This is a genomic window from Acinetobacter ihumii, assembly GCF_900625095.1.
Taxonomy (GTDB): domain Bacteria; phylum Pseudomonadota; class Gammaproteobacteria; order Pseudomonadales; family Moraxellaceae; genus Acinetobacter; species Acinetobacter ihumii.
In genome coordinates this window covers 2099474-2122191 of the sequence record NZ_LR130760.1, presented here as the reverse complement: position 1 = coordinate 2122191, position 22718 = coordinate 2099474, and the positions used below count along the sequence as shown (strand labels likewise).

The window sequence follows — 22718 nt, the reverse complement described above, 5'->3', positions numbered from 1 at the left end:
TGATGTGCTATTTTGAACACTGTGTTAAAAATAACTTAACAAATTTAATTTAATTATTTTACTTTTTTATATTTTAAAATATACATTTTTAATAAATAAAATTTACTTTTTTATTTTAATCACATTACGTATTTATATTAACAATTTTACATTTTTAATAAATATACTTTACGTTTTTAATATTTTAAATGTACATAAAATTCGTGTGAATGTATGCCTCATCAATCCAGAATTTTCTTTAGCCATAGAAGCGACCTTTACGGCGACGCAAGCCTAAAACATGAATCGCGCGAACCAAAACAGCGTAGGAAACAGCATATCCAAAGGTTTGTTCAAATAAGGGAATTAAGTCACTAATATTTTGAAATTTTGTTTGATAAACAAATGTTTGAAATTGTTCCCAGTCTTTGATGTGTGAGGGGGCTCCGCGTTTTTTGGTTGGTTTTGGCTGTAAGCTACCTGTTTCTTCTTCAAGTTTTATCCATGCGTCCAAGGTCACTCTGGAGATGTTGAATTCTTTACAAACGGCGACCTTGTAGTCGGTTTTTTTATACGCTGCAATGGCAGCTTTTCGGGTTTCAATCGAATAACGTGGCATTTTATTCTCACTGGAATTAAGAAATGTTTTTTTATTATATGGCATAGTTATTGCAAAAGAATAATCAACTGAACATTATTTTATTTCAGGTGAAAATAAAGTGAAAACTGAGAAAGCCTCTATTCAAAAATTGACATTGTGGCAGGTGGTGATTGTCGGTATCGCCTACATGACGCCTATGACGGTTTTTGATACGTTTGGGATTGTGTCAGACACTACAGATGGACGTGTTCCACTCGCCTATATATTTGCCTTGGTCGCGATGCTCCTGACTGCTATCAGCTATGCGCGTTTTAGTCGTTGTTCAGAACGACCGGGTTCCGCCTATAGTTATACCGCTGAAAGTTGCGGTGCGACGGCTGGTTTTTTTGTGGGATGGTGTGCATTACTGGACTATCTGTTATTGCCATTGATCAATGCCCTGTTGGCAGGAATTTACTTACACGCCTTAATTCCCAGCATACCTTACTGGTTTTGGGTGATGCTGGCAGCTGGACTTGTGACATTGGTGAATTGTTTCCGTATCCAGATTTTAGCTCATTTAAGTTTGCTTTTTGTGTTTGCTCCGATTGTGCTAATGCTGGTATTTATTTATCTGGTCATTAAAGGAATTGGTACAAGCCAAGGCTATGAGCATGTTTTGACTCTGGCTCCTTTATGGAATGGAGATTCACAACTGCTTCCCTTAATTGCAGGAGCGTCCATTCTGTGTTTCTCCTTCTTGGGCTTTGATGCAGTGACTACGCTATCGCAGGAGACTCAGCAGCCTAAAAAAGTCATTCCTCAAGCTGTTATTCTAACGACTTTGGCAGGGGGCGTTATTTTCATCAGTGCGTCATGGTTTATTCAATTGTATTTTCCAGATAACACGCGCTTTAAACATCCGAGTGAAGCTCTACCTGAAATTGTTTTATACGTGGGTGGAGCGTTCTTTCAGGCGGTCTTTTTATGCGGACAGATCATGAATACCATTGCTTCAGGTTTGGCGACCCATGCCAGTGCTGCGCGTCTGATTCATATTATGGGTAAAGATGGCATTTTTTATAAAAAAATCTTTGGCAGCTTTAGTCCAAAACTAGGTACGCCGCTGTATTCGGTGCTTGTGATTGGCTGTATTTCCATGTCAGCCATGTTACTGGACTTGGCGACGGTGGTGAGCCTAATTAGTTTCGGCGCGCTAATTGCGTTTACGGCGGTAAATTTCTCGGTCTTTATGCACTTTTATGTGAAAAAAAGACAACGTCATGGCTGGAAAAACATCATGAAAAATCTGCTGCTTCCGATCCTTTCTGTGGCTGCCATTATTTGTCTCTGGCTGAATCTTGATGCGGCTGCGCTTCACTTTGGTTGTGTATGGCTAGCGATCGGTATGGCTATTTTTATCTATAAAAAATTCAAGAAGCAAAGCGTTGTCATGAGCAATGCCTAAGCCCTGTATGAATGAAGAGTGAGTTGGAAAATGAAAAATCTTGTGAATCAACCTGTTTTATTGAACGATGTAGAGTTTAAAGCCAGCCAAACGCTTACCAGTCACAAAGAGTGGAACTGGTTGAATCCGCAACATGGTGATATACAGCATCCAGCCAATTACTATGAAAGTTCTTTGGCCGATTGGCATCAATTTGAATGTCTGAATGCGGATGTAGAATGTGATGTGTTAGTGATTGGTGGCGGATTACTGGGTGCTTCGACCGCATTACATCTGGCAGAGCAGGGTGTAGATACCGTTCTAGTTGAAAAAAATCGTATTGGCAGTGGAGCATCAGGACGTAATGGTGGGCAGCTCACACCGGGACTTGCCCGTTGGGAAGCTGAAGAAATGATTGAGCATTTAAGTCATGCAGATGCCAAAAAGTTATGGCATTTCACTTCCACGGAAGCAATGGATTTAATTGACTCGATTTTAGAACGCTATGACATCCAGACTGCTAGAAAACGAGGTCACATCACGGCTGCGGTACATCAAGGGCATCTGGTTGCATTAACCCAGAGCGGGGATGCCCGAAAATATCTGGGTGAAGATCATACTCAAGTTGTAGGTCAACATGAATTATATGAGTATGTAAAATCTAAAAATTATTTTGGAGGATTAATCGATCGCTTAGGTGGACATATTCATCCATTGGCCTTAAATCGTGGTCTAATTTATGGTTTTTGCCAGCAGGGCGGACAGGTCTATGAACATACCGAAGTCATCTCGATGCAGGAACGAGAAGATGGTATTTATGTAGAAACAACCAATGGATGTATTAAAGCCCGAAAAAGTGTGGTGTTGGCTGTACATCATGCTTCTTTTAAATTACTGCAAGAAAAAAATCAGACAACGATTCCATTTTACACCTATGTGTGTACTACTGCTCCGCTGGAAATAGAGATCAATGAATTATTGCCGCATGATCATCCCGTTTATGATACGCAATTTCAAATTGATTATTATCGTGGAGTGTCTAAAAATCGTCTACTGTTTGGGGGGCAGGGAACAGGCAACTGTTGGAATGCTGAAAAAACTGGACACTATTTAAAAGGTCGTATTCAGCATGTATTTCCTCAGCTTGAACAGGTCGAGCTAGACTTCGTATGGAGTGGTACCACTGATTTGACTGTCAATGGTGCAACGGATAGTCGTAAATCGGAAAGTAAATTTCCAATTTATGCTGTACATGGCTGGAGTGGTCATGGTGTTGCGCAAACAGTGCGTATTGGTAAAGCCATTGCCGATGATTTCTGTGGTAATTCTTCAGACTTCGAGATGCTCACACAAATTCAGCATCAGGACATTCTCTGGGGTAGAGCTTTGGCACCTGTGGTCATTCCTATGGCCAAAGGTGCTTATGGCTTAGGTGCCATGATGAATCCTGGAAAGATGGTATCGTTTTAATTGCCACGCTTTCATTATGTTCAGACATTGCTAAAGACCGATTCAAGTATATGGGTTCGGAATGTGTGAGTTGTAGCTAAGCATCTAAAGGATGCTAGGTTGATTCATCCACTCAATTTGAGTTGAATCGCGCATTATTAGACAGATCAGACCATAAAAAACGGGCGAATAAATCGCCCGTTTTGGTTTTGAAGGTATTTAAAGTGCTTGTTGGTCAAGCAAAAGCTGTGCTTCACGTAGGCTTAAAGTTCCCTCGTAAATCGCACGACCTGTAATTGCCCCCAAAATTCCCGGTTGGTCTTTGAGTAAGCGAACATCTTCAAGATTGGTCACCCCGCCAGAGGCAATCACGGGTAAACCCGAATATTGCGCCAGATGCACAGTTTGTTCGACATTCACACCTTGCATCATGCCATCACGGGCAATATCTGTATAGACAATGCTAGACACACCTGCATCAGCAAAGCGTTTCGCTAAATCTGTGGCTTTGACATTGGTGACATTCGCCCAGCCATCAGTTGCGACCAAGCCCTCTTTGGCATCAATCCCGACAATAATATGTCCACCAAACTGTTTGCATGCTTCTTCTACAAATTCAGGGTTTTGAACGGCTTTGGTGCCAATAATGACAAAAGATACGCCCGCATCCAGATAGTGCTCAATAGTTTCAAGTGAACGGATCCCGCCCCCAATCTGAATTGGCAGTTCTGGTTGAGCTTTGGCAATCGCCTCAACCACAGGTTTATGAATGGGGGTACCAGCGAAAGCACCGTTTAAATCGACCAGATGCAAACGGCGGGCACCTTCATTCACCCAATGCTGTGCTGTCGCGACAGGATCATCAGAAAACACAGTATCGTCTTCCATGCGGCCTTGTTTTAAACGAACACACTTTCCATCTTTCAGGTCAATTGCAGGGATGATCAGCATGCTTTCGCTCCTTGCTTCATCATAAAAATAAAAATTTGCGTCATCTTAACAAACTCTAACCCAATTGCTAAGTCAGCGATGTCAACATTTCGTTTAATTACAGATATTTTTATGTGGCAATGTCAGTTCAATGCACTAGATTAATAATTTTGATAGCTCGGTAGCGTGATCGCAGTCCACATTGCCACGATGCATGCAACAGGAATAAACGCAATGTAAATCCAGCCGAGAATTTTTTCCCAAGAACATGTATAACGTGCTGGACCAAAATCATTGAGACGTTCACAGCCTCTCGCACTGAGTAAGTATGCAATAAAGAACAAATTCACCACAGGAATAAGATACAGGATCGACAGCCAGCCGTTTTGATTTCGATCATGTAAACGACGGATAATAAAAACAAAATTAGTATAAAGAAAAATCAGATACAAACTACCGACTGCAAAAAAAACAAAAAATGAAAACTGATTTGACAGTGTAACTTCCCGCTGACTCATCTGGAGAATACCAAAACCGAGACTGATACAGGCGATGAGAAAAAAAAGAGTGCTTAATAGTGACCAAGCTGCATAAGAGAGTCGACTAAATCGACCTTTCGGATTTAAAGGAGAATCATTGGCAAGACGAGTACCCTGAGCCGAAGAACGCATGGTTTTTCCCTAATTGATCTTGACGACCTTTATTTTAATAAATCGTGAATGAGAACAAGTGTAAAGTATAAAACAAAAATAAAAAGTAACTTATAGTATCTGTATTTTTTGTGATTAATTTGGTGGATCAAGTCAGTATTTTGACCTGATCCACATCAAGATCAAATATTCCATTCCACGAAATTTTTTAAAAGTTGCAAACCTGCGGTATGGCTTTTTTCTGGATGGAACTGAGTGGCAAATAGGTTATCCTGATGAATTGCAGTGCAAAAAGGCAATGCATAATCACATGTTGCAGCGACCAATGCAGGATCTTGTGGTTCCACATAATAGCTGTGCACAAAATAAAAACGCGCACCTTGTTCGATATCTTTCCACATCGGATGGGTGGGGTCAGTTTGATGGACCTGATTCCAGCCCATATGCGGCACTTTTAAACCTTCCACATGGGGAAAATGTTTCACCACTCCCTGAAAAATACCGAGGGCATCAGCACCACCATTTTCTTCAGAACGTTGCATGAGGGCTTGCATGCCGACACAAATGGCCAATACGGGTTTATTAAATACCGACTGCTTCACCACCTCGTCAATTCCTGCTTCATGCATGCCTTGCATACAATCACGCATGGCACCGACGCCCGGGAAAACGATTTTATCTGCTTTGGCAATTAGTTTTGGATCATTGGTCACATCAACCGTTGCACCGACATGCTCAAGCGCTTTGGCTGCCGAGTGGAGGTTGCCCATGCCATAATCAAGTAAAGCAATACGCGTCATTACAGGCTACCTTTGGTCGATGCAATGGTGCCTGCTGCACGTGGATCAATTTCACAGGCCATGCGCAGCGCGCGAGCAAAGGCTTTAAATACGCTTTCAATCTGGTGATGACTATTTTTGCCTTTAAGATTATCAATATGTAGAGTCATTAACGCATGGTTGACAAAGCCCTGAAAAAATTCAGAAAACAAGTCGACATCGAATGTCCCAATACGGGCACGGGTAAATGGAATATCCATAAATAAGCCCGGACGACCAGACAAATCTACCACCACACGTGACAGGGCTTCATCCAGTGGCGCATAAAAATGTCCATAACGGCGTAAACCTTTTTTATCACCCAAAGCCTGAGCAAATGCCTGACCGAGCGTAATACCGCAGTCCTCTACAGTATGATGATCATCAATCTCCAGATCACCGTCACAGTGAATATCAATGTCAAATAGACCGTGACGCTTGATTTGATCAATCATATGGTCTAAAAATGGAACTCCAGTGTTCAGTGTGCCTTGACCAGAACCATCGAGATTCAAACGAACTCGAATTTTGGTCTCATTGGTATTTCTTACCACTTCACTGATACGCTCTGTCATGGACACGTTCCTCAAAAAACGTTAAAAATGATGAATATAAAGCTCAATTCGCTGTGACGAAAAAGTGACAGCATCCTAGATTGCTCAGGAGGGTTAATCCATGCCTATAACCGTACATGCTTATACTTCACTTGAAAACGAAGAAATGCGCAGCCAGCTTGAGCGACTGTATGACACAAGTCCCGAATTTGGCGATGGGCAAGATGCACTTGAGCAGCTAGAACAAAATCTGGCGCAGTATACCACAGTCTATACCGCTGAATTTAACAGCAAGATTATAGGTGCAATCTGGTGTACAGGACAAGGTGAAAGCCGAATGCTGGAATATATTGTTGTACATCCTGCCAATCGTGGACGGGGTGTGGCTGAGCGACTAGTCGGTGAGGTCTGTCGACTGGAAGAAGAAAAAGGGGTGAAGTTTTTTGAACCGGGTTGCGGCGCGATTCATCGCTGTTTGGCACATATTGGAAAATTATCGGTTTAAGCATAAATTTTACAGATATTGCTGCTTTAAAACTAAACGATTAAGTAAAAAATGAGCGCAGTGGCTTGACGCAATGGTTTGAACATTGTTTAATACGCCCACATCGGCGCGATAGCTCAGTCGGTAGAGCAACGGATTGAAAATCCGTGTGTCGGCAGTTCGATCCTGCCTCACGCCACCATATTTTTAAAACCTTATTTGTGTTTTCAATCCCTGATCCCATCAGGGATTTTTTTTGAGTAAAAAAAAGACATTCAATGAAAAAGATGCTGATTTTGATTGACTAATGGGGTCAGATACGGCTTAATACACGCCATCGGCGCGATAGCTCAGTCGGTAGAGCAACGGATTGAAAATCCGTGTGTCGGCAGTTCGATCCTGCCTCACGCCACCATATTCAAAAAAACCCCAAACCTTGTTTGGGGTTTTTTTATTGTCCGACAATTTTTCAAAAAACGGATCACTTTTATTTTATAGTGAATAGCAAGGAAGTGATTTCAAGGAGCTGAGCGAATGAAGGATTTATTCTCAGCACACAGTCGACTTTATCAACAGGCACGACCGACTTATCCACAAGAGCTGGTTCAGAGCTTACTTACATTTGTCCCCGAACGACAATTTGCTTGGGATTGCGGTGCGGGTTCTGGGCAGTTTACTCAACTTTTGGTGCCGTACTTTGACCAAATTGTGGCGACAGATTTGAGTGCCAGCCAGTTGCAACATGCGCCTTATTTTGAAAATGTCAGCTATCAGGTACAAACAGCCGAAAGCAACAGTTTCCCTGCACAATGCTTTGATTTAATTACCGTTGCGCAAGCGATTCACTGGTTTGATTTTGATGCGTTCTACGCGCAAGTGCGACGTACCCTTAAACCAGACGGTGTGTTTGCGGTGGTGGGTTATGGTTTGCTTCAAGTCAATGAGCCTCAACTGAACGACGCTATTCAGAAATTATATTCAGTCACACTCAAAAATTTTTGGGATGCAGAACGGCATTATATTGATGAAGGCTATCAAACCATTCCTTTTCCCTTTCAGGAAATCGAAATGCCTGCTTTTAAAATTCAGCTACAGTGGAGCTTTCAGCAATTCATCAATTATTTACATACATGGTCAGCCGTTAAACATTATATGGAACAGAATGGCATTGATCCGATTGATCAGATCGAGTCATTATATGTAGATGATCAACTGCTAAACATCGAATTTCCTGTGTTGTTGAGAGTGGGAAAACTTGAATAAAGCTTGGTAATCCTTGCTTATGAAAAAAATAGAAAAGATACGCATTTTTTATCAGGATACAGAATGAACTTAAATCAATATACTTAAACATATATTATTTTAAAATTAATTAATCTTATGAAATCTTTATCTTTTATTGGTTCCATCTCCTTATTGGGTGTGGTGGGGAGCGTGATGAGTTCACCTGCTTTTGCAACGACAGGCTATTTTATGCATGGCTATGGTGTGAAAGCACAGGGTAATGCTGGAGCAGCCATCGCACAATTTAACGATGCATTAACGATTGCCAATAATCCTGCGGGCTTGGCTTGGTTGGACAGCCGTTTGGATATTGGCGCGACCGTGTTTAATCCAAAGCGTTCTAGCCAAGTCGAAGGAAATCAGGCGGGTATGAACGGAACATACGATGCCAATGGCAGAGAATATTTTGTTTTACCTGAATTGGCAGTCAATAAAAAAGTGAATGATCAGGTTGCACTCGGTCTGGCGATTTATGGAAATGGGGGCATGAATACCAGTTATAAACAAAACCCTTATGCCGCTTTTGGCAATACCGGTTCGGCTGGTGTAGATTTATCGCAGCTATTTATTTCACCAGCAGTCGCATGGCGTTATAGTGAACACCAGTCGATAGGGGTGGCTGCCAACTTTTTATATCAGCGTTTTGAAGCCAAAGGTATTGCAGGCTTTGCCCCTTTTTCAAGTGATGGACAACATTTAAGCAATCAAGGCAAGGATAGCTCGACTGGCATTGGTGCGCGAATTGGCTGGACGGCACAACTCAATGATCGGATCAGCCTTGGGCAAACTATAGCTCAAAAATTAAAGCAGATCGTTTTGATGATTACCGTGGACTGTTTGCAGAGGCAGGTGGTTTTGATGTGCCAGAAAGCTATGGCGTGGGTTTAAAGCTACAGGCAACACCTAAATTAAATCTGCTGGCAGACATACAGCGAATTAATTATTCAGATGTGGATTCTGTTGGCAATCGTTTTAGTCTTGACTCATTGTATGCAGGTCATGTGTTTGGCTCTGAGCAAGGACAGGGCTTTGGCTGGGATGATATTTACGTCTATAAAATTGGGGCGAATTATCAACTGAACCCAACCCTGACATTAAGGGCAGGATTTAGCCACAATGATCAGCCTATTTCGAAAGATCAAACCTTTCTCAATATTTTGGCGCCCGGTGTGATTGAAAATCATGTCAGCCTAGGTGCAACTTGGCAATTTGATCCCAAACAAGAATTGAGCGTTGCCTATACATATGGACTTAAGAATAAGCTGAAAGGGGATCATTCGATTCCTGCGGAATTTGGCGGCGGCAATGCAGATTTAGAGATGAGTCAGCATATTTTTGGTTTGGCTTATGGTTATCATTTCTAAACAGGCAAAGTTTAGAATATAAAAAAGCCAAGATGCTGAACAATCAGGTCTTGGCTAGAGTTAAACATTTAAATTTAACGATTTATAGTTTTAAACAATATAATATTTATATGTTTTTGATCAGATTTTAAAGTTTACACTTTTTACTTTTTTGATAAGTTTCAATATGGGTTTGTGCTTTATTTTTAAGTGCCTGTTGAAGGTTTAAATGATTTTCATCCGATTTAGTCCTGAATCAGACGTTTGCCAAGACAGACCACCTCGGCTTCTTCATAGCCCAGTTCTTCATAAAAACTTTGCACATGCAAATTATCCTGACGCACCAACAGTTGCACTTTCGGGCAGCCACGTGCAATTAAACGTTTTTCCAGTTGTTGTACCAATGCCGTGGCAATGCCTAAACGTTGTTGTTGTGGATGAACCGCTAAATAATTCATCCAGCCACGATGTCCGTCATAGCCACCCATCAATACTGCAATCAACTGTTCATCTTTGATAGCAACCAGAAATAAATCATCCTGTTGACTGAGCTTTCGAAAAATATCAATTTCTGGATTATTCCATGGACGGGTCAATCCACAGATTTCCCAGAGATGAATCACGTCTTCCAGATCGCTATTGATAAACTGCCGAATGATAAACATAAGTTGTTCTACTTGTTATTGTGTTGCTTCAAAGATAAAAGAAAAAATGAAATTTGGTAAGTGTTGATGAGGGCTCCAAACGTAAAAAAGCACCCAAGGGCAGTCGGGTGCTTTTTTTAAAGTGTAGGCGAGAAATTAAGCAGATTTGACCTGAACTTGATCTGCTACCAACATATGACCTGTTTCTTCAAAATTGGCATGCCAAGACAATGCTTCACGAAGTAAATGCGGTGTATGACCGCCTTTGGCACAGGCACGATCAAAGTAATCGTTTAACGCACCTTGATACAAAGGATGTACACAATTATCAATAATGACACGAGCGCGTTCGCGTGGTGCTAAACCGCGCAAATCTGCAAGACCTTGCTCAGTCACTAAAATATCAACATCGTGTTCGCTATGATCCACATGCGACACCATTGGAACGATCGATGAAATATCACCACCTTTGGCAATGGCTTTGGTCACAAAAATAGCCAAATGTGCATTACGGGCAAAGTCGCCAGAACCGCCAATGCCGTTCATCATTTTGGTACCGCACACGTGGGTTGAATTCACGTTGCCATAGATGTCAAATTCAAGCGCGGTATTGATCCCGATAATTCCCAAACGACGTACCAACTCTGGATGGTTTGAAATTTCTTGTGGACGTAACACCAGTTTGTCTTTGTATGCTTCGATGTTACCAAACACTTTTTCACCACATTTAGCAGACAAGGTAATTGAGCTGCCTGAGGCAAATTTCATCTTACCGGCATCAATCAATTCAAAAGTACAGTCTTGAAGCACTTCTGAATACATCACTAAATCTTCAAAGTTAGAATCTTTAAGGCCAGTTAATACCGCATTGGCAATCGAACCGATACCTGCCTGAAGTGGCCCAAGATTTTTTGGTAGACGGCCTTCTGCGACTTCTTTTTCAAAGAAAGCGATCAGGTGGTTGGCAATACCTTGAGTTTCATCATCAGGTAGTGTCACAGTTGAAGGTGAATCTGCGGTGTCATTAAAGACAATACCAACAATTTTTGCTGGATCAATCTGAATAGCAGTCGTACCAATGCGTTCATCCACTTTAGTCAATGGAATCGGCTGACGGGTTGGACGATAGGTAGGAATATAAATATCGTGTAAGCCTTCAAATGCTTCGCTTAAAGATGTGTTGATTTCAACAATGACTTTTTCCGCAAAAATCGCAAAGCTGGCAGAGTTACCGACCGATGTGGTTGGGATAATGCCGCCATCTTCAGTAATCGCAATGGCTTCAATGACTGCAACATCTGGACGTTTGAGTTGCAAATTACGCATTTGTTCAACAGTTTCAGACAAATGCTGATCGATAAACATCACTTCGCCATTATTAATGGCACCACGCAAGGTGTTATCAACCTGAAAAGGTAAACGACGTGCCAAAACACCTGCTTCAGTCAGTTGTTTGTCCAAGTCATTCCCTAAGCTTGCCCCAGTAATTAAGGTGATTTTTAATGGGTTGGCTTTTGCACGATGAACCAGTGCCTGCGGAACAGCTTTCGCTTCACCTGCACGAGTAAAACCACTCATACCGACTGTCATGCCGTCTTGGATAAATGCAGCGGCTTGATCTGCACTGATGACTTTGTCATGGAGGGAGGCTAATCGGATACGATCTAAAGACATGGCTTACTCTCAATCTGGTTTATTTCATAGCAGTGGATTGTACCCACTCTTTAGCAGATATGGAGGCATGTTAGGCTAAGGTCTAATTTTTTAAATAAATGTGGGTATAAATATTATTGATGTTTTTAAGTTATTAATTTATAAAGGATAAAATTGAGTGATTTAAAATATTTTATTATTTGCATGTCTATTTTTTAGACAAAAGTCTTAGAGCCGATCGGACAGGGTCTGCTTGATCTTTTCAAGTGGATTGTGAGATGGCTGTTCTGAATGTAAATGTTTGGGTAATGGCAAGGAAATAATCACTTCCAGACCGCCTTGAGGTCGATTATGAATCAATAATTCACCCTGATGAATATCGACGATTCGTTTCACGATCGCGAGTCCTAAACCGCTACCTTGTACCGTACGCGCAGCATTGCCTCGAACAAAGGGTTGCATTAATTCATCAATTTGATCTTCAGGAATCCCTTCGCCATGGTCGGCCACACTAATTAAAATATGTTCATTTTCGACATGCGCACTGAGTTCAATTGGTTCAGCACCATAGCGTTTGGCATTATTAATCAGGTTGGCAATCAGACGTTTTAACGACAAGCTTCGTGCAGGAATGATGGGAACATCTTGTGCCTGAAAACGAATATCCAGTGGTTTAAATTGCACCACCAGTTCTTGTAATAAGATATTGATATTGGTTTCACGCAATTCTTCATCTGAACCATCACGCATATACGAGATAAACTGATTCAAAATCGCATCCATGTCATCAACATCATAAATTAAACCTTCACGGAAAAATTCGTCGGGTAACATTTCAGCAGTCAGGCGAATGCGTGTGAGGGGCGTGCGTAAATCGTGAGAAATACCGGCCAACATAATCCGTCGATCACGCTCCGTTTGTTCAAGCGTATAAATCATGCGGTTAAATGCTTGGTTAACTTCACGTATTTCCTGCGGCCCATGATTGGTTTCCAGATACGGTGCTTTCCCCGTTTTACTGTACTCATTGGCAGCATTTTGTAAGCGCCGTAATGGACGGTTGAGTTGCCGCACAAGGGTTAAAATAATGATACAGGCAATAATTGGCACACCGAGTAACCAGCCAAAAATCAATTCAGGGCTGTAGTTGGCATAGGTTTTCAGGGGTTCACGTACCCAGTTGCCCTGCATTTCAGGAGTTTGAATCCAGATGCGAGGGCTGGGTTTAAACTGAAAATACACCGTCACATCTTTAACATTGAGTTCTTTGGCGAGTTTGTCTTCCACATTACTGGTAAAAAAGTCGGCAATGACTTTTTCTCGCACATTTGGGAACTCTTTGGGATTGGTAATATATTCAATACCAATGCGATTTTTCAGCCATGTATCCACATCGACTTCGTTATTGCGGTGAAAAATACGGATGTCGGGATTGTTGACCAGTTCAAGTTCAACTGCCAAATACCGTGCATGTTGTTGAATTTCAGGTAAATACAAGGTACGCCAGAAAAACCACAGTGACATCACTAAACTGAAAATAACCACAAAGACCACCAATACGGCAGTACGCATGGCGGCTGAACGAGGTTTAATTTTATCGAGGAAACGTTCCCAGCGCGTTCGTTTACGCTCTGAGTAAGCGACAAAGTCGGTGTAGTCCTGCGGATTGACTGGATCAAGTTTCAAGGCATTATCCTAGAACAGGATGATTACTCAGCACCATCGGGTACGAATACATAGCCAATGCCCCACACAGTCTGAATATAACGTGCACGTGCTGGATTTTCTTCAATCAAACGACGCAGACGTGAAACCTGTACATCAATCGAACGCTCCATCGCGCCCCATTCACGACCACGTGCCAGATTCATCAGTTTATCGCGTGTGAGAGGTTCACGTGGATGCTGCACCAAGGCTTTAAGCACGGCAAATTCACCCGTAGTTAAGGTCACCACTTGTCCTTCACGAGTTAAAGTACGTGTTGATAAATCCAGTGACCATGGGCCAAAACTGACCACTTCCATTTGTTGACTCGGTGCACCGGGTACTTCGCGAACCTGACGGCGCAACACCGCACGAATACGAGCCAGTAATTCATTCGGGTTAAATGGTTTTGGCAGATAATCATCTGCGCCTGCTTCCAGACCTGCAATACGGTCAGAGTCACTGCCACGTGCGGTTAGCATAATAATCGGGGTGTCAATGTTGGACTGGCGCAAACGGCGGCAAATGCTAAGACCATCTTCGACAGGTAACATAAAATCCAAAACAATCAGTGAAAATAATTCACGTTGCAATAAGCGATCCATCTGAGTCGCGTCATGCGCAGTTTTGACCACAAAACCTTTATCTTCAAGAAAGCGTTGTAAAAGGGTGCGTAAACGCACATCATCATCGACGACTAAAATGCGCTCGACGCGGTCGGTTTCGTTATGTACAGCTTCATTATTTTCAGCAGGTACAACTAAACTCATGATGTACTCCCTTAATCAAGTCAATATTTATAGATTATTCAATGCTTGCAGTATAATGCGGATACTATGTGAAAGACTATGTATCAATTTGCTCAAAATTACAATTTCCCGTGCGATTTGAAACCAAAAAACAACATGTTAAAGCACATTTTAATGAATAGTCTGAGCCATTTTGTTGTACTTGCCGAAATTTGATTTTTTAAATCTGCCGATATCATTCAACCATGGTTTCATGAATGATCTTTTTGCAAAGTTATGGACGATCCCCAGCCGTGTTTAAACGGGTATATATGCACAGCATTGGGCCGAATGTGACATGCTAAACAAAGCAGATGTTGTATATTTTCTAAAGGCATTGGTATTAGCGTTGCCGTCAATTACAGTACCTAGCCCATCGAGTCTGAGTATTTCATCTGATCTATACAGGACAAATGCGGATGAATCGTGATGAAATCGGCTAAAATTTGAAAAATACAGCGGTTTAATTCAAAATTTCGTTTTTAATACGCAAAACAATTGTGGATTTTATAGCCTCGGTCTTTATAATCATTGCTTTTAAACTTTAGCCTTGTGGAATCAAATACGATGACTGACTTAGTTCAGCAGTTGGCAAGTGAGCTTGCCGTACGTCCAAACCAAGTAGAAGCTGCCATTCGTTTAATTGATGAAGGTGCCAGTGTTCCTTTTATTGCACGTTACCGTAAAGAAGTAACACAGGGTTTGGATGATACGCAACTGCGCCAGTTAGATACCCGCTTGGCTTATTTACGTGATTTGTATGAACGCCGTGAAAAAGTCATCGAGTCATTAAAAGAACAAGATAAACTTTCAGATGATTTGTTGGCACGGGTCAATGCGGCTGAAACTAAAAATGCCTTAGAAGAAATTTACGCGCCGTATCGTCCAAAACGGACCAGTAAGTCGTTTAAAGCTAAAGAAGCTGGGCTTGGACCTGCCGCAGAAAAAATTCTGAACGAAAACATTGAACCTGTAGAGGCTTTGGCTGGTTTTAGCCATGAAGATTATGCAGATACAGAAACTCAACTGGATGCTGTACAACATATTATCATTGATGAATGGGCACAAAATATTGCGCTCACCACAGAGTTAAAAGCACTCTTTGCCAAAACTGCGATTTTGAAAAGTGCGGTGGCATCTGATGAGAAAAAAGAAGTCGGTAAAAAATTCCGTGATTATTTTGAATTTTCAGAAAATCTGAACAAAGTTCCATCGCATCGTTTATTGGCCATGCTTCGTGGTCGTCAGGAAAATGTACTGGGCTTAAAAGTCGACGGTGAAGATGATGCAGCTTTGGCATGTATCGAAACTGAATATAATATTGAGCAAATCCAGCCGCAAGCGCGTCAGGATTTCTTAAAGCAAACGGCTAAATTATTCTGGTTAGGCAAAATTCGTCCACAAATTGAACATTCATTATTAACAGAAAAACGTTTGAATGCCGAAGCGGAAGCAATGGATGTTTTTGCTGAAAACTTGCGTCATTTACTCCTGTCTGCACCTGCGGGTGGACGTACCACGCTAGGCGTTGACCCTGGTATTCGTACTGGTGTGAAACTGGCGGTGGTCAGTGATGCTGGTGATGTGCTGGCACATAGCACCATTTATCCATTTGCACCCAAAGAAGATAAAGAAGGTTCAATTGCTGAATTGGCGCGTTTGTGTCGTGAATATAATGTCGACCTGATTGCCATTGGCAATGGCACTGCAAGTCGTGAAACAGAAGCCGTTGTGGCAGAAATGATGGCCGCAAATGCTGACCTAAAACTGACTCGAGTGAGCGTGAGCGAAGCAGGCGCATCGGTTTATTCAGCCAGTGAATTGGCTGCGGCTGAATTGCCTGAACTCGATGTTTCGATTCGTGGTGCAGTCTCAATTGCACGTCGTTTGCAAGATCCGCTGGCGGAACTGGTCAAGATTGATCCAAAATCAATTGGTGTGGGTCAATATCAGCATGATGTCAATCAAACTGGCTTAGCGAAAACACTGGATGCTGTGGTTGAGGACTGTGTGAACGCGGTCGGTGTCGATGTCAACACCGCTTCATCTGCCATTCTGGGTTATATCGCAGGGTTGAACAAAGCTATCGCACAACAGATTGTGGAATATCGAAAAGAGAATGGTCGTTTTGATAATCGTCAAGCATTGAAAAAAGTACCACGCTTAGGCGAGCGTACTTTTGAACAAGCTGCTGGTTTCTTGCGGATTCAAAATGGTTCAGAACCGCTAGATGCCTCTGCGGTACACCCTGAAAGTTATGGACTGGTCGAAAAAATTGTGGCTGCCAAAGCGACCACTCTGAAAGACATTATTGGCAACAGTGAAATTATTCGCCAAGTCAAAGCCGATGAGTTTGTTGATGACAAGTTTGGTTTACCTACCATTCAGGATGTACTGGCAGAGCTTGAAAAACCGGGACGTGATCCACGTCCAGAATTTCGTACAGCTAAATTCCGTGAAGACATTACTGAAGTGGCTCAGTTGACTGAGGGCATACAGCTTGAAGGGGTCGTGACCAATGTTACCAATTTTGGTGCTTTCGTGGATATCGGTGTGCATCAGGATGGATTGGTACACATTTCGGAATTAGCCAATGAGTTTGTGTCTGATCCGCATAAAGTGGTGAAACCGGGTCAAATTGTACAGGTGCGTGTACTGACTGTGGATGCTGAACGTAACCGTGTAAATTTGAGTATGCGTCCTGAAGGTTCACAAGCGCCTGCAAAAGCACAACGTACGCCACGTCGTGAGCAACAAGAGCAACGCGAAGATCGTAAACCGCAGGGTAAACGTCCTCAAGCGGCACGCCAAAATGATCAGGCGAAAAAACCACAGCGTCCTAAACAGGATAAGCCACAAGATAATAAAATTGGTGGTTTAGGCGCGTTGTTGCTACAAGCCGGGATTAAAGGCTCGAAATAAATTAAAGTTCGGGCACCTTGTGCTCGATACCGTACTTCTCACGCTTACAGATATTGCAATATCTGTCGGTGTGAGAAGTGCGGTTTTTTTTATTTGCGCTATTGACTATTACACCGATTGACTACTGTCGCGACTGAATATTTGATGAGCTTTCCTATTGAATATCTTCTGTTTATTCAAATATTTCTTTCATCACTATTTAAGCCCTCTTTATTTTTCTACCTAAAAAAATAACAACAACCGATACAGGAATCTCATCTTATTTGAATCCATTCCACAATATGAGGTGAATATGAAGATAAACAAAAAAACGTGAAAACTATCTAAATCCTCACATCGCCGCATCATAACTCAACTTTAACTCCTCTCAAGAGTTCAACACTATCAATACAGCCTTGAACGGCTTGTGCATTACGCGTTGTAGCGATTCATGCGGTTTGAATAATTTTTATTATAAGAGAAGGGTCTATGTCAGTTTTTCAATTGAAAAAGAAATTTTATTTCAAAGATTTACTCTCTGGAATTGTAGTTTTTCTTGTTGCATTACCCCTGTGTCTAGGGATTGCGCTCGCATCAGGTGCTCCGATTATTTCCGGTATTATTGCTGGAATTGTTGGGGGGATTGTGGTGGGATTTTTAAGTGGCTCCCATATTAGTGTCGCTGGACCCGCAGCCGGACTGACGGCAGTGATTTTAGTGCAACTTGATCAATTAGGCGGCAATTATGCCGCTTTTTTATTGTGTATTATATTTGCAGGAATCTTACAGATTCTGTTTGGCTTATTTAAGTTAGGCTTCTTTGCCAACTTTATTCCCAATAATGTCATTTTAGGTTTATTGGCCGCCATTGGTACTATTTTGATTATGACTCAGTTGCCTTATTTACTGGGCATTTCTGATTTTTCATGGACATCCGTGTTGAATAGCACTCCAGAACGATTGTTAAGCCAAGTGGACATGGGGGCAGCACTGATTGGTTTATTCAGTTTATTGTTAATGTTGGCATGGGACAGCAGTCCTTTAAAAAAATTAACCTTACCTTCTGCCTTAATTGCGGTGGTAATGGCGGCCTTGCTGAATTTTATTTTAATAAAAATGGGTTCTGCATGGGCGATACAGACTGAAAATCTGATTCAATTACCCAATCTTTTAGATGCACCACAACAGGTACTGGTCTTTCCAGACTTTGCTTACTTGGCTGAACCGTTAATTTATACAGGTGCAATTACGCTGGCAGTGGTTGCTTCCTTAGAAACCCTATTGAATCTTGAGGCAGCAGATAAGTTAGACCCACAAAAGCGTTCGTCTCCTCCCAATCGTGAATTATGGGCGCAGGGCACAGGCAATATTGTCTCTGGTTTAATTGGTGGTATGCCCGTCACTTCGGTGATTGTACGTAGTTCTGTCAATGCCAATACAGGTGCAAAAAGTAAATGTTCCACCATCATTCATGGTGTGTTGTTGTTACTGGCGATCTTATTTTTTGTACCGCTGATGAACATGATTCCTTTGTCGACATTGGCTGCCATTTTAATTCTGACAGGATTTAAACTGACCCATCCAAAGTTGTTTAAGCAGCTTTATCAAAAGGGCTGGAAGCAGTTTTTACCGTTCATTATTACCTTAATTGCAATTTTGATGACCGACCTTTTGGTGGGTATCCTGATTGGTTTATTCACCAGTAGTGCCTTTATTTTGTATGGCAATTTTCATAAAGGTGTGCGGGTCTACAAAGAAAATCATTTGCATGGCAAAGTGACGCGGATTGAATTGCAACCACAAATGACTTTTTTAAACCGTTCGGCACTCATTACTGCACTTGAGCATATACATCCACATGAAAAACTGATTATTGATGCGACCCAGTGTATTTCGATTGACCCGGATATTTATCAGGTGATTCAGGAGTATCAGAATGAAATTGCGGTACAGCGTCAGATTGATTTGAGTCTCATTGGCTTTAGACAACATTACGAGGATGCAGACGATGCAGTGCTGGATATTGATATCAGCACACAGGATTTACAGCGTAATTTAACCCCATCACATGTTTTAAGCTTATTAAAACAAGGCAATCAACGCTTTGTAAATAATGAGCGTTTGCAGCGTGATATTTATCAGCAAATTCGTGTGACGGCGGATCAGGGGCAGCATCCCATTGCGGCAGTCTTGGGTTGTATGGACTCACGTGCACCGACTGAGATGATTTTTGATTTAGGTATTGGTGATTTATTTAGTCTAAGAATTGCAGGTAATATCGCGGGACAAAAAGTGTTGGGTTCACTCGAATTTGCCTGTCAGGCCAAAGGCTCAAAGGTGATAGTGGTATTGGGTCATACCGACTGTGGAGCAGTCACCAGTGCTTGTAAGCTTCAATTGCAGCATAAACATATCTCGGATGTAAAAGAAATGCCTCACATTCAATATGTGCTTGGCCCGTTGATGCATTCTGCGGACAGCGTGTACCAGATTATGCAACCACGTGAATTAAGCAAGGCATTTATCGATCAGGTCACCATGATGAATGTACATTACAATATTCAATATATCGTGAAGCAAAGTCAGGTATTAAATGACATGCTGGAACGTGGTGAGATTGATATTGTCGGTGCAATTTATGATGTCAAAACGGGTCAGGTAAAATTTCTGGATGACTAACTTCAGTCAATCATCATCTTTAACAATAAGCCGCTGACTGGAAGCGGCTTATTTGACAAAATACACATCATTACTAAGATGACATGACAACCCGTATGGTTAATGTGGGTTGAAAGCGGCAATTACCAATGCTCACCCGGAAAAATCCGTGCATAGGTTTTTTGCATCCAGTTTAGTTTTTCCTGTTTTTTACCGACTGCTGCGTCCGAGCTTGGGAACAGATTAAAGCCAATCGACATCAGAATATTATTAATATCCGGTGCAATTGCATAAGTAATTGAAGCCAAACGACCTAAGCTGGTGGCGATTTTCTTAGGACGTTTCACCACCGCATATGCAATCAGGTCAGCCGCTTCGTCAGGAGAAAGCGTCGGTACATAATTATAAATTTTAGTGGGTGCAATCATTGGAGTACGTACCAATGGCATATAAATTGAAGTAATTGAAATTTTATGTGAATGTACTTCAGCAGATAAACAGCGACTAAAGGCATCCAAGGCAGCTTTAGAGGCAACATAGGCAGAAAAACGGGTGGCGTTCGCTAATACCCCAATCGAACTGATATTGATGATTTGTCCGCCTTTACGATTAATCATATGCGGCAAAATATTTAACACCAAACGCACTGCACCGAAGTAGTTGAGCTGCATGGTGCGCTCAAAATCATGGAAACGATCAATTGATTCGTGCACTGCGCGGCGAATCGAGCGTCCGGCATTATTAATCAGAATATCGATGTGCTCGACCTGTTGCATAATTTGTTTGGCAACCGTATCAATGGCATGCATGTCACTTAAATCACACGGATAGATTGATGCTTGACCGCCCGCGGAGATGATTTCATTTTGAACTTGTTCCAGTGTTTCCTGCGTTCGTGCCAGGAGCAGCACATGTGCACCAGCGGCCGCCATTTTTTTTGCAACTGTTAAACCGATACCACTGGACGCACCTGTGATTAGAACTACCTTATTTTTAACTTTCTCTTGAAAAAGAGCTTCAAGTTTTGTATTCACGCGTATGTTCCCTGAGCCTGAAGATTTTAATCCAACAGCTTTAATTGTTGTTGTGTTTGAGCGACTTATCAAAAAAATATTGATTTAACTAAAGTCGTATAAATGATTATTGGACTTATTTTTTTAAAAGTCTATATTTAAGTGTATGAATTTACAAATGTTTTTAGAGTAATTGCTCTAAATAAAAATAGAGATTAATGGATTTTTAACCTAAAATTAAAGGCATTAAAAATGAAAAAGCCTCTGTTTTACAGAGGCAATTTAATGGATTTTTCTTTAAACTTGGGCTAAAGCCTGTTCCAGATCGGCAATTAAATCATCGATGTGTTCAATGCCAACAGACAGACGAACCATATCTTCACTGACCCCAGCAGCTTTTAATTCATCCGCATTTAACTGACGATGTGTGGTGGTTGCAGGGTGACAGGCCAGACTTTTGGCATCGCCAATATTGACCAGTCGTGTAAACAGCTGCAAGGCATCAATAAAACGAGTTCCCCCTTCACGCCCATCTTGTACCCCAAAAGATAAAATGCCAGATGGTTTACCTTTTACGTATTTTTGTGCCAATGCATGCTGTGGATGATCTTTTAAGCCTGCGTAGTTGACCCATTTGACTTTAGGGTGTTGTTGTAAATATTCAGCGACTTTCAGGGCATTTTCAGTGTGACGTTCTATGCGTAAGGACAAGGTTTCCAGCCCTTGTAAAATCAGGAACACACTGAGTGGACTAATTGCTGCCCCTGTATTGCGTAATGGCACTACACGAGCACGGGCTATATAAGCAGCAGCACCTAAGGCTTCAACATAATTGACTCCATGATAACTTGGGTCGGGTGTATTGAGCACTTTAAACCGCTCAGGATATTGTCCCCATGGGAACTTGCCACTGTCGACAATCACACCGCCGATACTGTTGCCATGACCGCCAATATATTTAGTTAATGAATGCACGATAATATCTGCACCAAAATCGAAAGATTTCTGTAATGCAGGCGTGGCAACGGTATTGTCCACAATGACGGGTACACCATATTCATGCGCAATTCTGGAAATTTCCTCCAGATCAATAATATTGCCAAGTGGATTACCAATGGATTCAACAAAGACCAGTTTGGTTTTGTCATCAATCAACTTGCGTAGACTGTCTGGTTGTTGATAATCAAAGAAGCGCACCTCAATGCCTTGTTTGGGCAAGGTGTGCGCAAATAAATTATAAGTCCCGCCATAAAGCGTCGATACCGAAGCGATATTATCCCCAGCTTCAGTAATGGTCTGGATGGCATAGGTAATCGCGGCCATACCCGAAGCCAAAGCCAATGCGCCAATTCCGCCCTCTAAGGCAGCAATGCGTTGTTCCAGTACGGCTGTAGTCGGGTTCATAATGCGCGTATAAATGTTACCCTGAACTTTAAGATCAAATAAATCCGCACCGTGCTGCGTATTATCAAAGGCATAGGACGTGGTTTGATAAATGGGAACAGCCACTGCTTTGGTGGTGGCTTCTGGTGAGTAGCCTGCATGAATCGCAAGGGTTTCATCTTTATAAGTTTGTGTCATTCTAATATCCATTGATGCATCAAAATTAAGCAAGTGTCTGTTTTAGCATATTCTTTATACACAATTTATCTGTTTTTATGAGGAGTTCAGCTGTTTTTAAAATAAAGCATCGAGCAAAGCCAATCTGTATAGTGACGTTTAGCCCTGAATTGATCGGGAAAAGTCGGGGTAAATCGGATGAATGAAGAAAATCATCAGGATTTAAAATTGAAAAAATTTAAGAAAAATAAACAAAAAATTATTTTAAGATTCCAATTA

Annotated in this window: 17 protein-coding genes, 2 tRNA genes and 1 pseudogene; 9 read left to right on the top strand and 11 right to left on the bottom strand. The window is 41.7% G+C overall.

From position 1 onward, the window contains the following. Positions 1-238 precede the first annotated feature (238 nt). Positions 239-598, bottom strand: coding sequence for a COG3415 family protein (locus E0D95_RS09970; protein ID WP_130803706.1), 360 nt, complete (start codon positions 596-598; stop codon positions 239-241). A 100-nt stretch (positions 599-698) separates the two neighbouring features. Here E0D95_RS09970 and E0D95_RS09965 point away from each other — a divergent pair, with 100 nt between their 5' ends. Beyond that, the gene (locus E0D95_RS09965) at positions 699-2027 is read left to right on the top strand and encodes an APC family permease (RefSeq protein ID WP_130803705.1); all 1329 of its coding nucleotides are present in this window, start codon (positions 699-701) and stop codon (positions 2025-2027) included. Between the two features lie 30 nt (positions 2028-2057). After that, positions 2058-3476 (top strand): NAD(P)/FAD-dependent oxidoreductase, encoded by a 1419-nt coding sequence (locus E0D95_RS09960; protein WP_130803704.1) that lies wholly within the window; start codon positions 2058-2060, stop codon positions 3474-3476. Between the two features lie 198 nt (positions 3477-3674). On the opposite strand, the gene hisA is transcribed toward E0D95_RS09960, so the two are convergent. From hisA to hisB, 4 genes are all read right to left on the bottom strand, one after another. Continuing rightward, a complete protein-coding gene (hisA, locus tag E0D95_RS09955) occupies positions 3675-4406 on the bottom strand; it encodes a 1-(5-phosphoribosyl)-5-[(5-phosphoribosylamino)methylideneamino]imidazole-4-carboxamide isomerase (RefSeq protein WP_130803703.1) in 732 nt (243 codons plus the stop codon). A gap of 140 nt (positions 4407-4546) precedes the next feature. Further along, positions 4547-5056 (bottom strand): DUF805 domain-containing protein, encoded by a 510-nt coding sequence (locus E0D95_RS09950; protein ID WP_130803702.1) that lies wholly within the window; start codon positions 5054-5056, stop codon positions 4547-4549. 161 nt (positions 5057-5217) lie between these two features. Continuing rightward, on the bottom strand, positions 5218-5835 hold the full coding sequence (gene hisH, locus E0D95_RS09945; protein WP_130803701.1) for an imidazole glycerol phosphate synthase subunit HisH: 618 nt from the start codon (positions 5833-5835) through the stop codon (positions 5218-5220). Further along, positions 5835-6428 carry an imidazoleglycerol-phosphate dehydratase HisB gene (gene hisB, locus E0D95_RS09940; protein WP_130803700.1) on the bottom strand — a complete coding sequence of 198 codons (594 nt, stop codon included), beginning with the start codon at positions 6426-6428 and terminating at the stop codon, positions 5835-5837. Before hisB ends, hisH begins: the two co-directional genes overlap by 1 nt. Before the next feature lie 100 nt (positions 6429-6528). On the opposite strand from hisB, the gene E0D95_RS09935 reads away from it, so the two are divergent. The 5 genes and pseudogenes from E0D95_RS09935 to E0D95_RS09915 all read left to right on the top strand — a co-directional run bounded on the left by E0D95_RS09935 (position 6529) and on the right by E0D95_RS09915 (position 9539). Further along, the gene (locus tag E0D95_RS09935) at positions 6529-6912 is read left to right on the top strand and encodes a GNAT family N-acetyltransferase (RefSeq protein WP_130803699.1); all 384 of its coding nucleotides are present in this window, start codon (positions 6529-6531) and stop codon (positions 6910-6912) included. A gap of 105 nt (positions 6913-7017) precedes the next feature. Beyond that, positions 7018-7093, top strand: a tRNA-Phe gene (locus E0D95_RS09930). Positions 7094-7230: 137 nt separating this feature from the next. Continuing rightward, positions 7231-7306 (top strand) — tRNA-Phe (locus tag E0D95_RS09925). A gap of 119 nt (positions 7307-7425) precedes the next feature. Further along, positions 7426-8154 carry a class I SAM-dependent methyltransferase gene (locus E0D95_RS09920; RefSeq protein WP_130803698.1) on the top strand — a complete coding sequence of 243 codons (729 nt, stop codon included), beginning with the start codon at positions 7426-7428 and terminating at the stop codon, positions 8152-8154. A gap of 174 nt (positions 8155-8328) precedes the next feature. Continuing rightward, positions 8329-9539: pseudogene (locus tag E0D95_RS09915) on the top strand (OmpP1/FadL family transporter). Between the two features lie 224 nt (positions 9540-9763). On the opposite strand, the gene E0D95_RS09910 reads toward E0D95_RS09915, so the two are convergent. The 4 genes from E0D95_RS09910 to ompR form a co-directional block, all read right to left on the bottom strand. Further along, on the bottom strand, positions 9764-10183 hold the full coding sequence (locus E0D95_RS09910; protein ID WP_130803697.1) for a GNAT family acetyltransferase: 420 nt from the start codon (positions 10181-10183) through the stop codon (positions 9764-9766). A gap of 135 nt (positions 10184-10318) precedes the next feature. Further along, a complete protein-coding gene (locus E0D95_RS09905; RefSeq protein WP_130803696.1) occupies positions 10319-11836 on the bottom strand; it encodes a succinyl-CoA:acetate CoA-transferase ScpC in 1518 nt (505 codons plus the stop codon). A gap of 207 nt (positions 11837-12043) precedes the next feature. Next, the gene (locus E0D95_RS09900) at positions 12044-13501 is read right to left on the bottom strand and encodes an ATP-binding protein (RefSeq protein ID WP_130803695.1); all 1458 of its coding nucleotides are present in this window, start codon (positions 13499-13501) and stop codon (positions 12044-12046) included. Positions 13502-13524: 23 nt separating this feature from the next. Then, positions 13525-14289, bottom strand: coding sequence for an osmolarity response regulator transcription factor OmpR (gene ompR, locus E0D95_RS09895; protein WP_130803694.1), 765 nt, complete (start codon positions 14287-14289; stop codon positions 13525-13527). Between the two features lie 585 nt (positions 14290-14874). Between ompR and E0D95_RS09890 the strand changes: the two genes are divergently transcribed. Together E0D95_RS09890 and E0D95_RS09885 are read left to right on the top strand one after the other, a co-directional pair. After that, a complete protein-coding gene (locus E0D95_RS09890) occupies positions 14875-17229 on the top strand; it encodes a Tex family protein (protein ID WP_130803693.1) in 2355 nt (784 codons plus the stop codon). Between the two features lie 468 nt (positions 17230-17697). Beyond that, positions 17698-19887, top strand: a complete 2190-nt coding sequence (locus E0D95_RS09885) for a SulP family inorganic anion transporter (RefSeq protein ID WP_130803692.1) — start codon at positions 17698-17700, stop codon at positions 19885-19887. A gap of 122 nt (positions 19888-20009) precedes the next feature. Here the strand turns inward: E0D95_RS09885 and E0D95_RS09880 are convergent, their stop codons facing one another. Both E0D95_RS09880 and E0D95_RS09875 read right to left on the bottom strand, forming a co-directional pair. Then, entirely contained in the window at positions 20010-20900 is an 891-nt protein-coding gene (locus E0D95_RS09880; RefSeq protein ID WP_130803691.1) for an SDR family NAD(P)-dependent oxidoreductase, read from the bottom strand. A 276-nt stretch (positions 20901-21176) separates the two neighbouring features. Continuing rightward, a complete protein-coding gene (locus E0D95_RS09875) occupies positions 21177-22460 on the bottom strand; it encodes an O-acetylhomoserine aminocarboxypropyltransferase/cysteine synthase family protein (RefSeq protein ID WP_130803690.1) in 1284 nt (427 codons plus the stop codon). Positions 22461-22718: the final 258 nt, after the last annotated feature.

Bases quoted from the DNA above. Each gene is read 5' to 3' on its own strand.
- E0D95_RS09935 (WP_130803699.1), top strand. From the start codon at position 6,529: ATGCCTATAACCGTACATGCTTATACTTCACTTGAAAACGAAGAAATG.
- E0D95_RS09875 (WP_130803690.1), bottom strand. From the start codon at position 22,460: ATGACACAAACTTATAAAGATGAAACCCTTGCGATTCATGCAGGCTAC.
- E0D95_RS09910 (WP_130803697.1), bottom strand. From the start codon at position 10,183: ATGTTTATCATTCGGCAGTTTATCAATAGCGATCTGGAAGACGTGATT.
- E0D95_RS09890 (WP_130803693.1), top strand. From the start codon at position 14,875: ATGACTGACTTAGTTCAGCAGTTGGCAAGTGAGCTTGCCGTACGTCCA.
- ompR (WP_130803694.1), bottom strand. From the start codon at position 14,289: ATGAGTTTAGTTGTACCTGCTGAAAATAATGAAGCTGTACATAACGAA.
- hisA (WP_130803703.1), bottom strand. From the start codon at position 4,406: ATGCTGATCATCCCTGCAATTGACCTGAAAGATGGAAAGTGTGTTCGT.
- E0D95_RS09960 (WP_130803704.1), top strand. From the start codon at position 2,058: ATGAAAAATCTTGTGAATCAACCTGTTTTATTGAACGATGTAGAGTTT.
- E0D95_RS09970 (WP_130803706.1), bottom strand. From the start codon at position 598: ATGCCACGTTATTCGATTGAAACCCGAAAAGCTGCCATTGCAGCGTAT.
- hisH (WP_130803701.1), bottom strand. From the start codon at position 5,835: ATGACGCGTATTGCTTTACTTGATTATGGCATGGGCAACCTCCACTCG.
- E0D95_RS09905 (WP_130803696.1), bottom strand. From the start codon at position 11,836: ATGTCTTTAGATCGTATCCGATTAGCCTCCCTCCATGACAAAGTCATC.
- hisB (WP_130803700.1), bottom strand. From the start codon at position 6,428: ATGACAGAGCGTATCAGTGAAGTGGTAAGAAATACCAATGAGACCAAA.
- E0D95_RS09920 (WP_130803698.1), top strand. From the start codon at position 7,426: ATGAAGGATTTATTCTCAGCACACAGTCGACTTTATCAACAGGCACGA.
- E0D95_RS09950 (WP_130803702.1), bottom strand. From the start codon at position 5,056: ATGCGTTCTTCGGCTCAGGGTACTCGTCTTGCCAATGATTCTCCTTTA.
- E0D95_RS09885 (WP_130803692.1), top strand. From the start codon at position 17,698: ATGTCAGTTTTTCAATTGAAAAAGAAATTTTATTTCAAAGATTTACTC.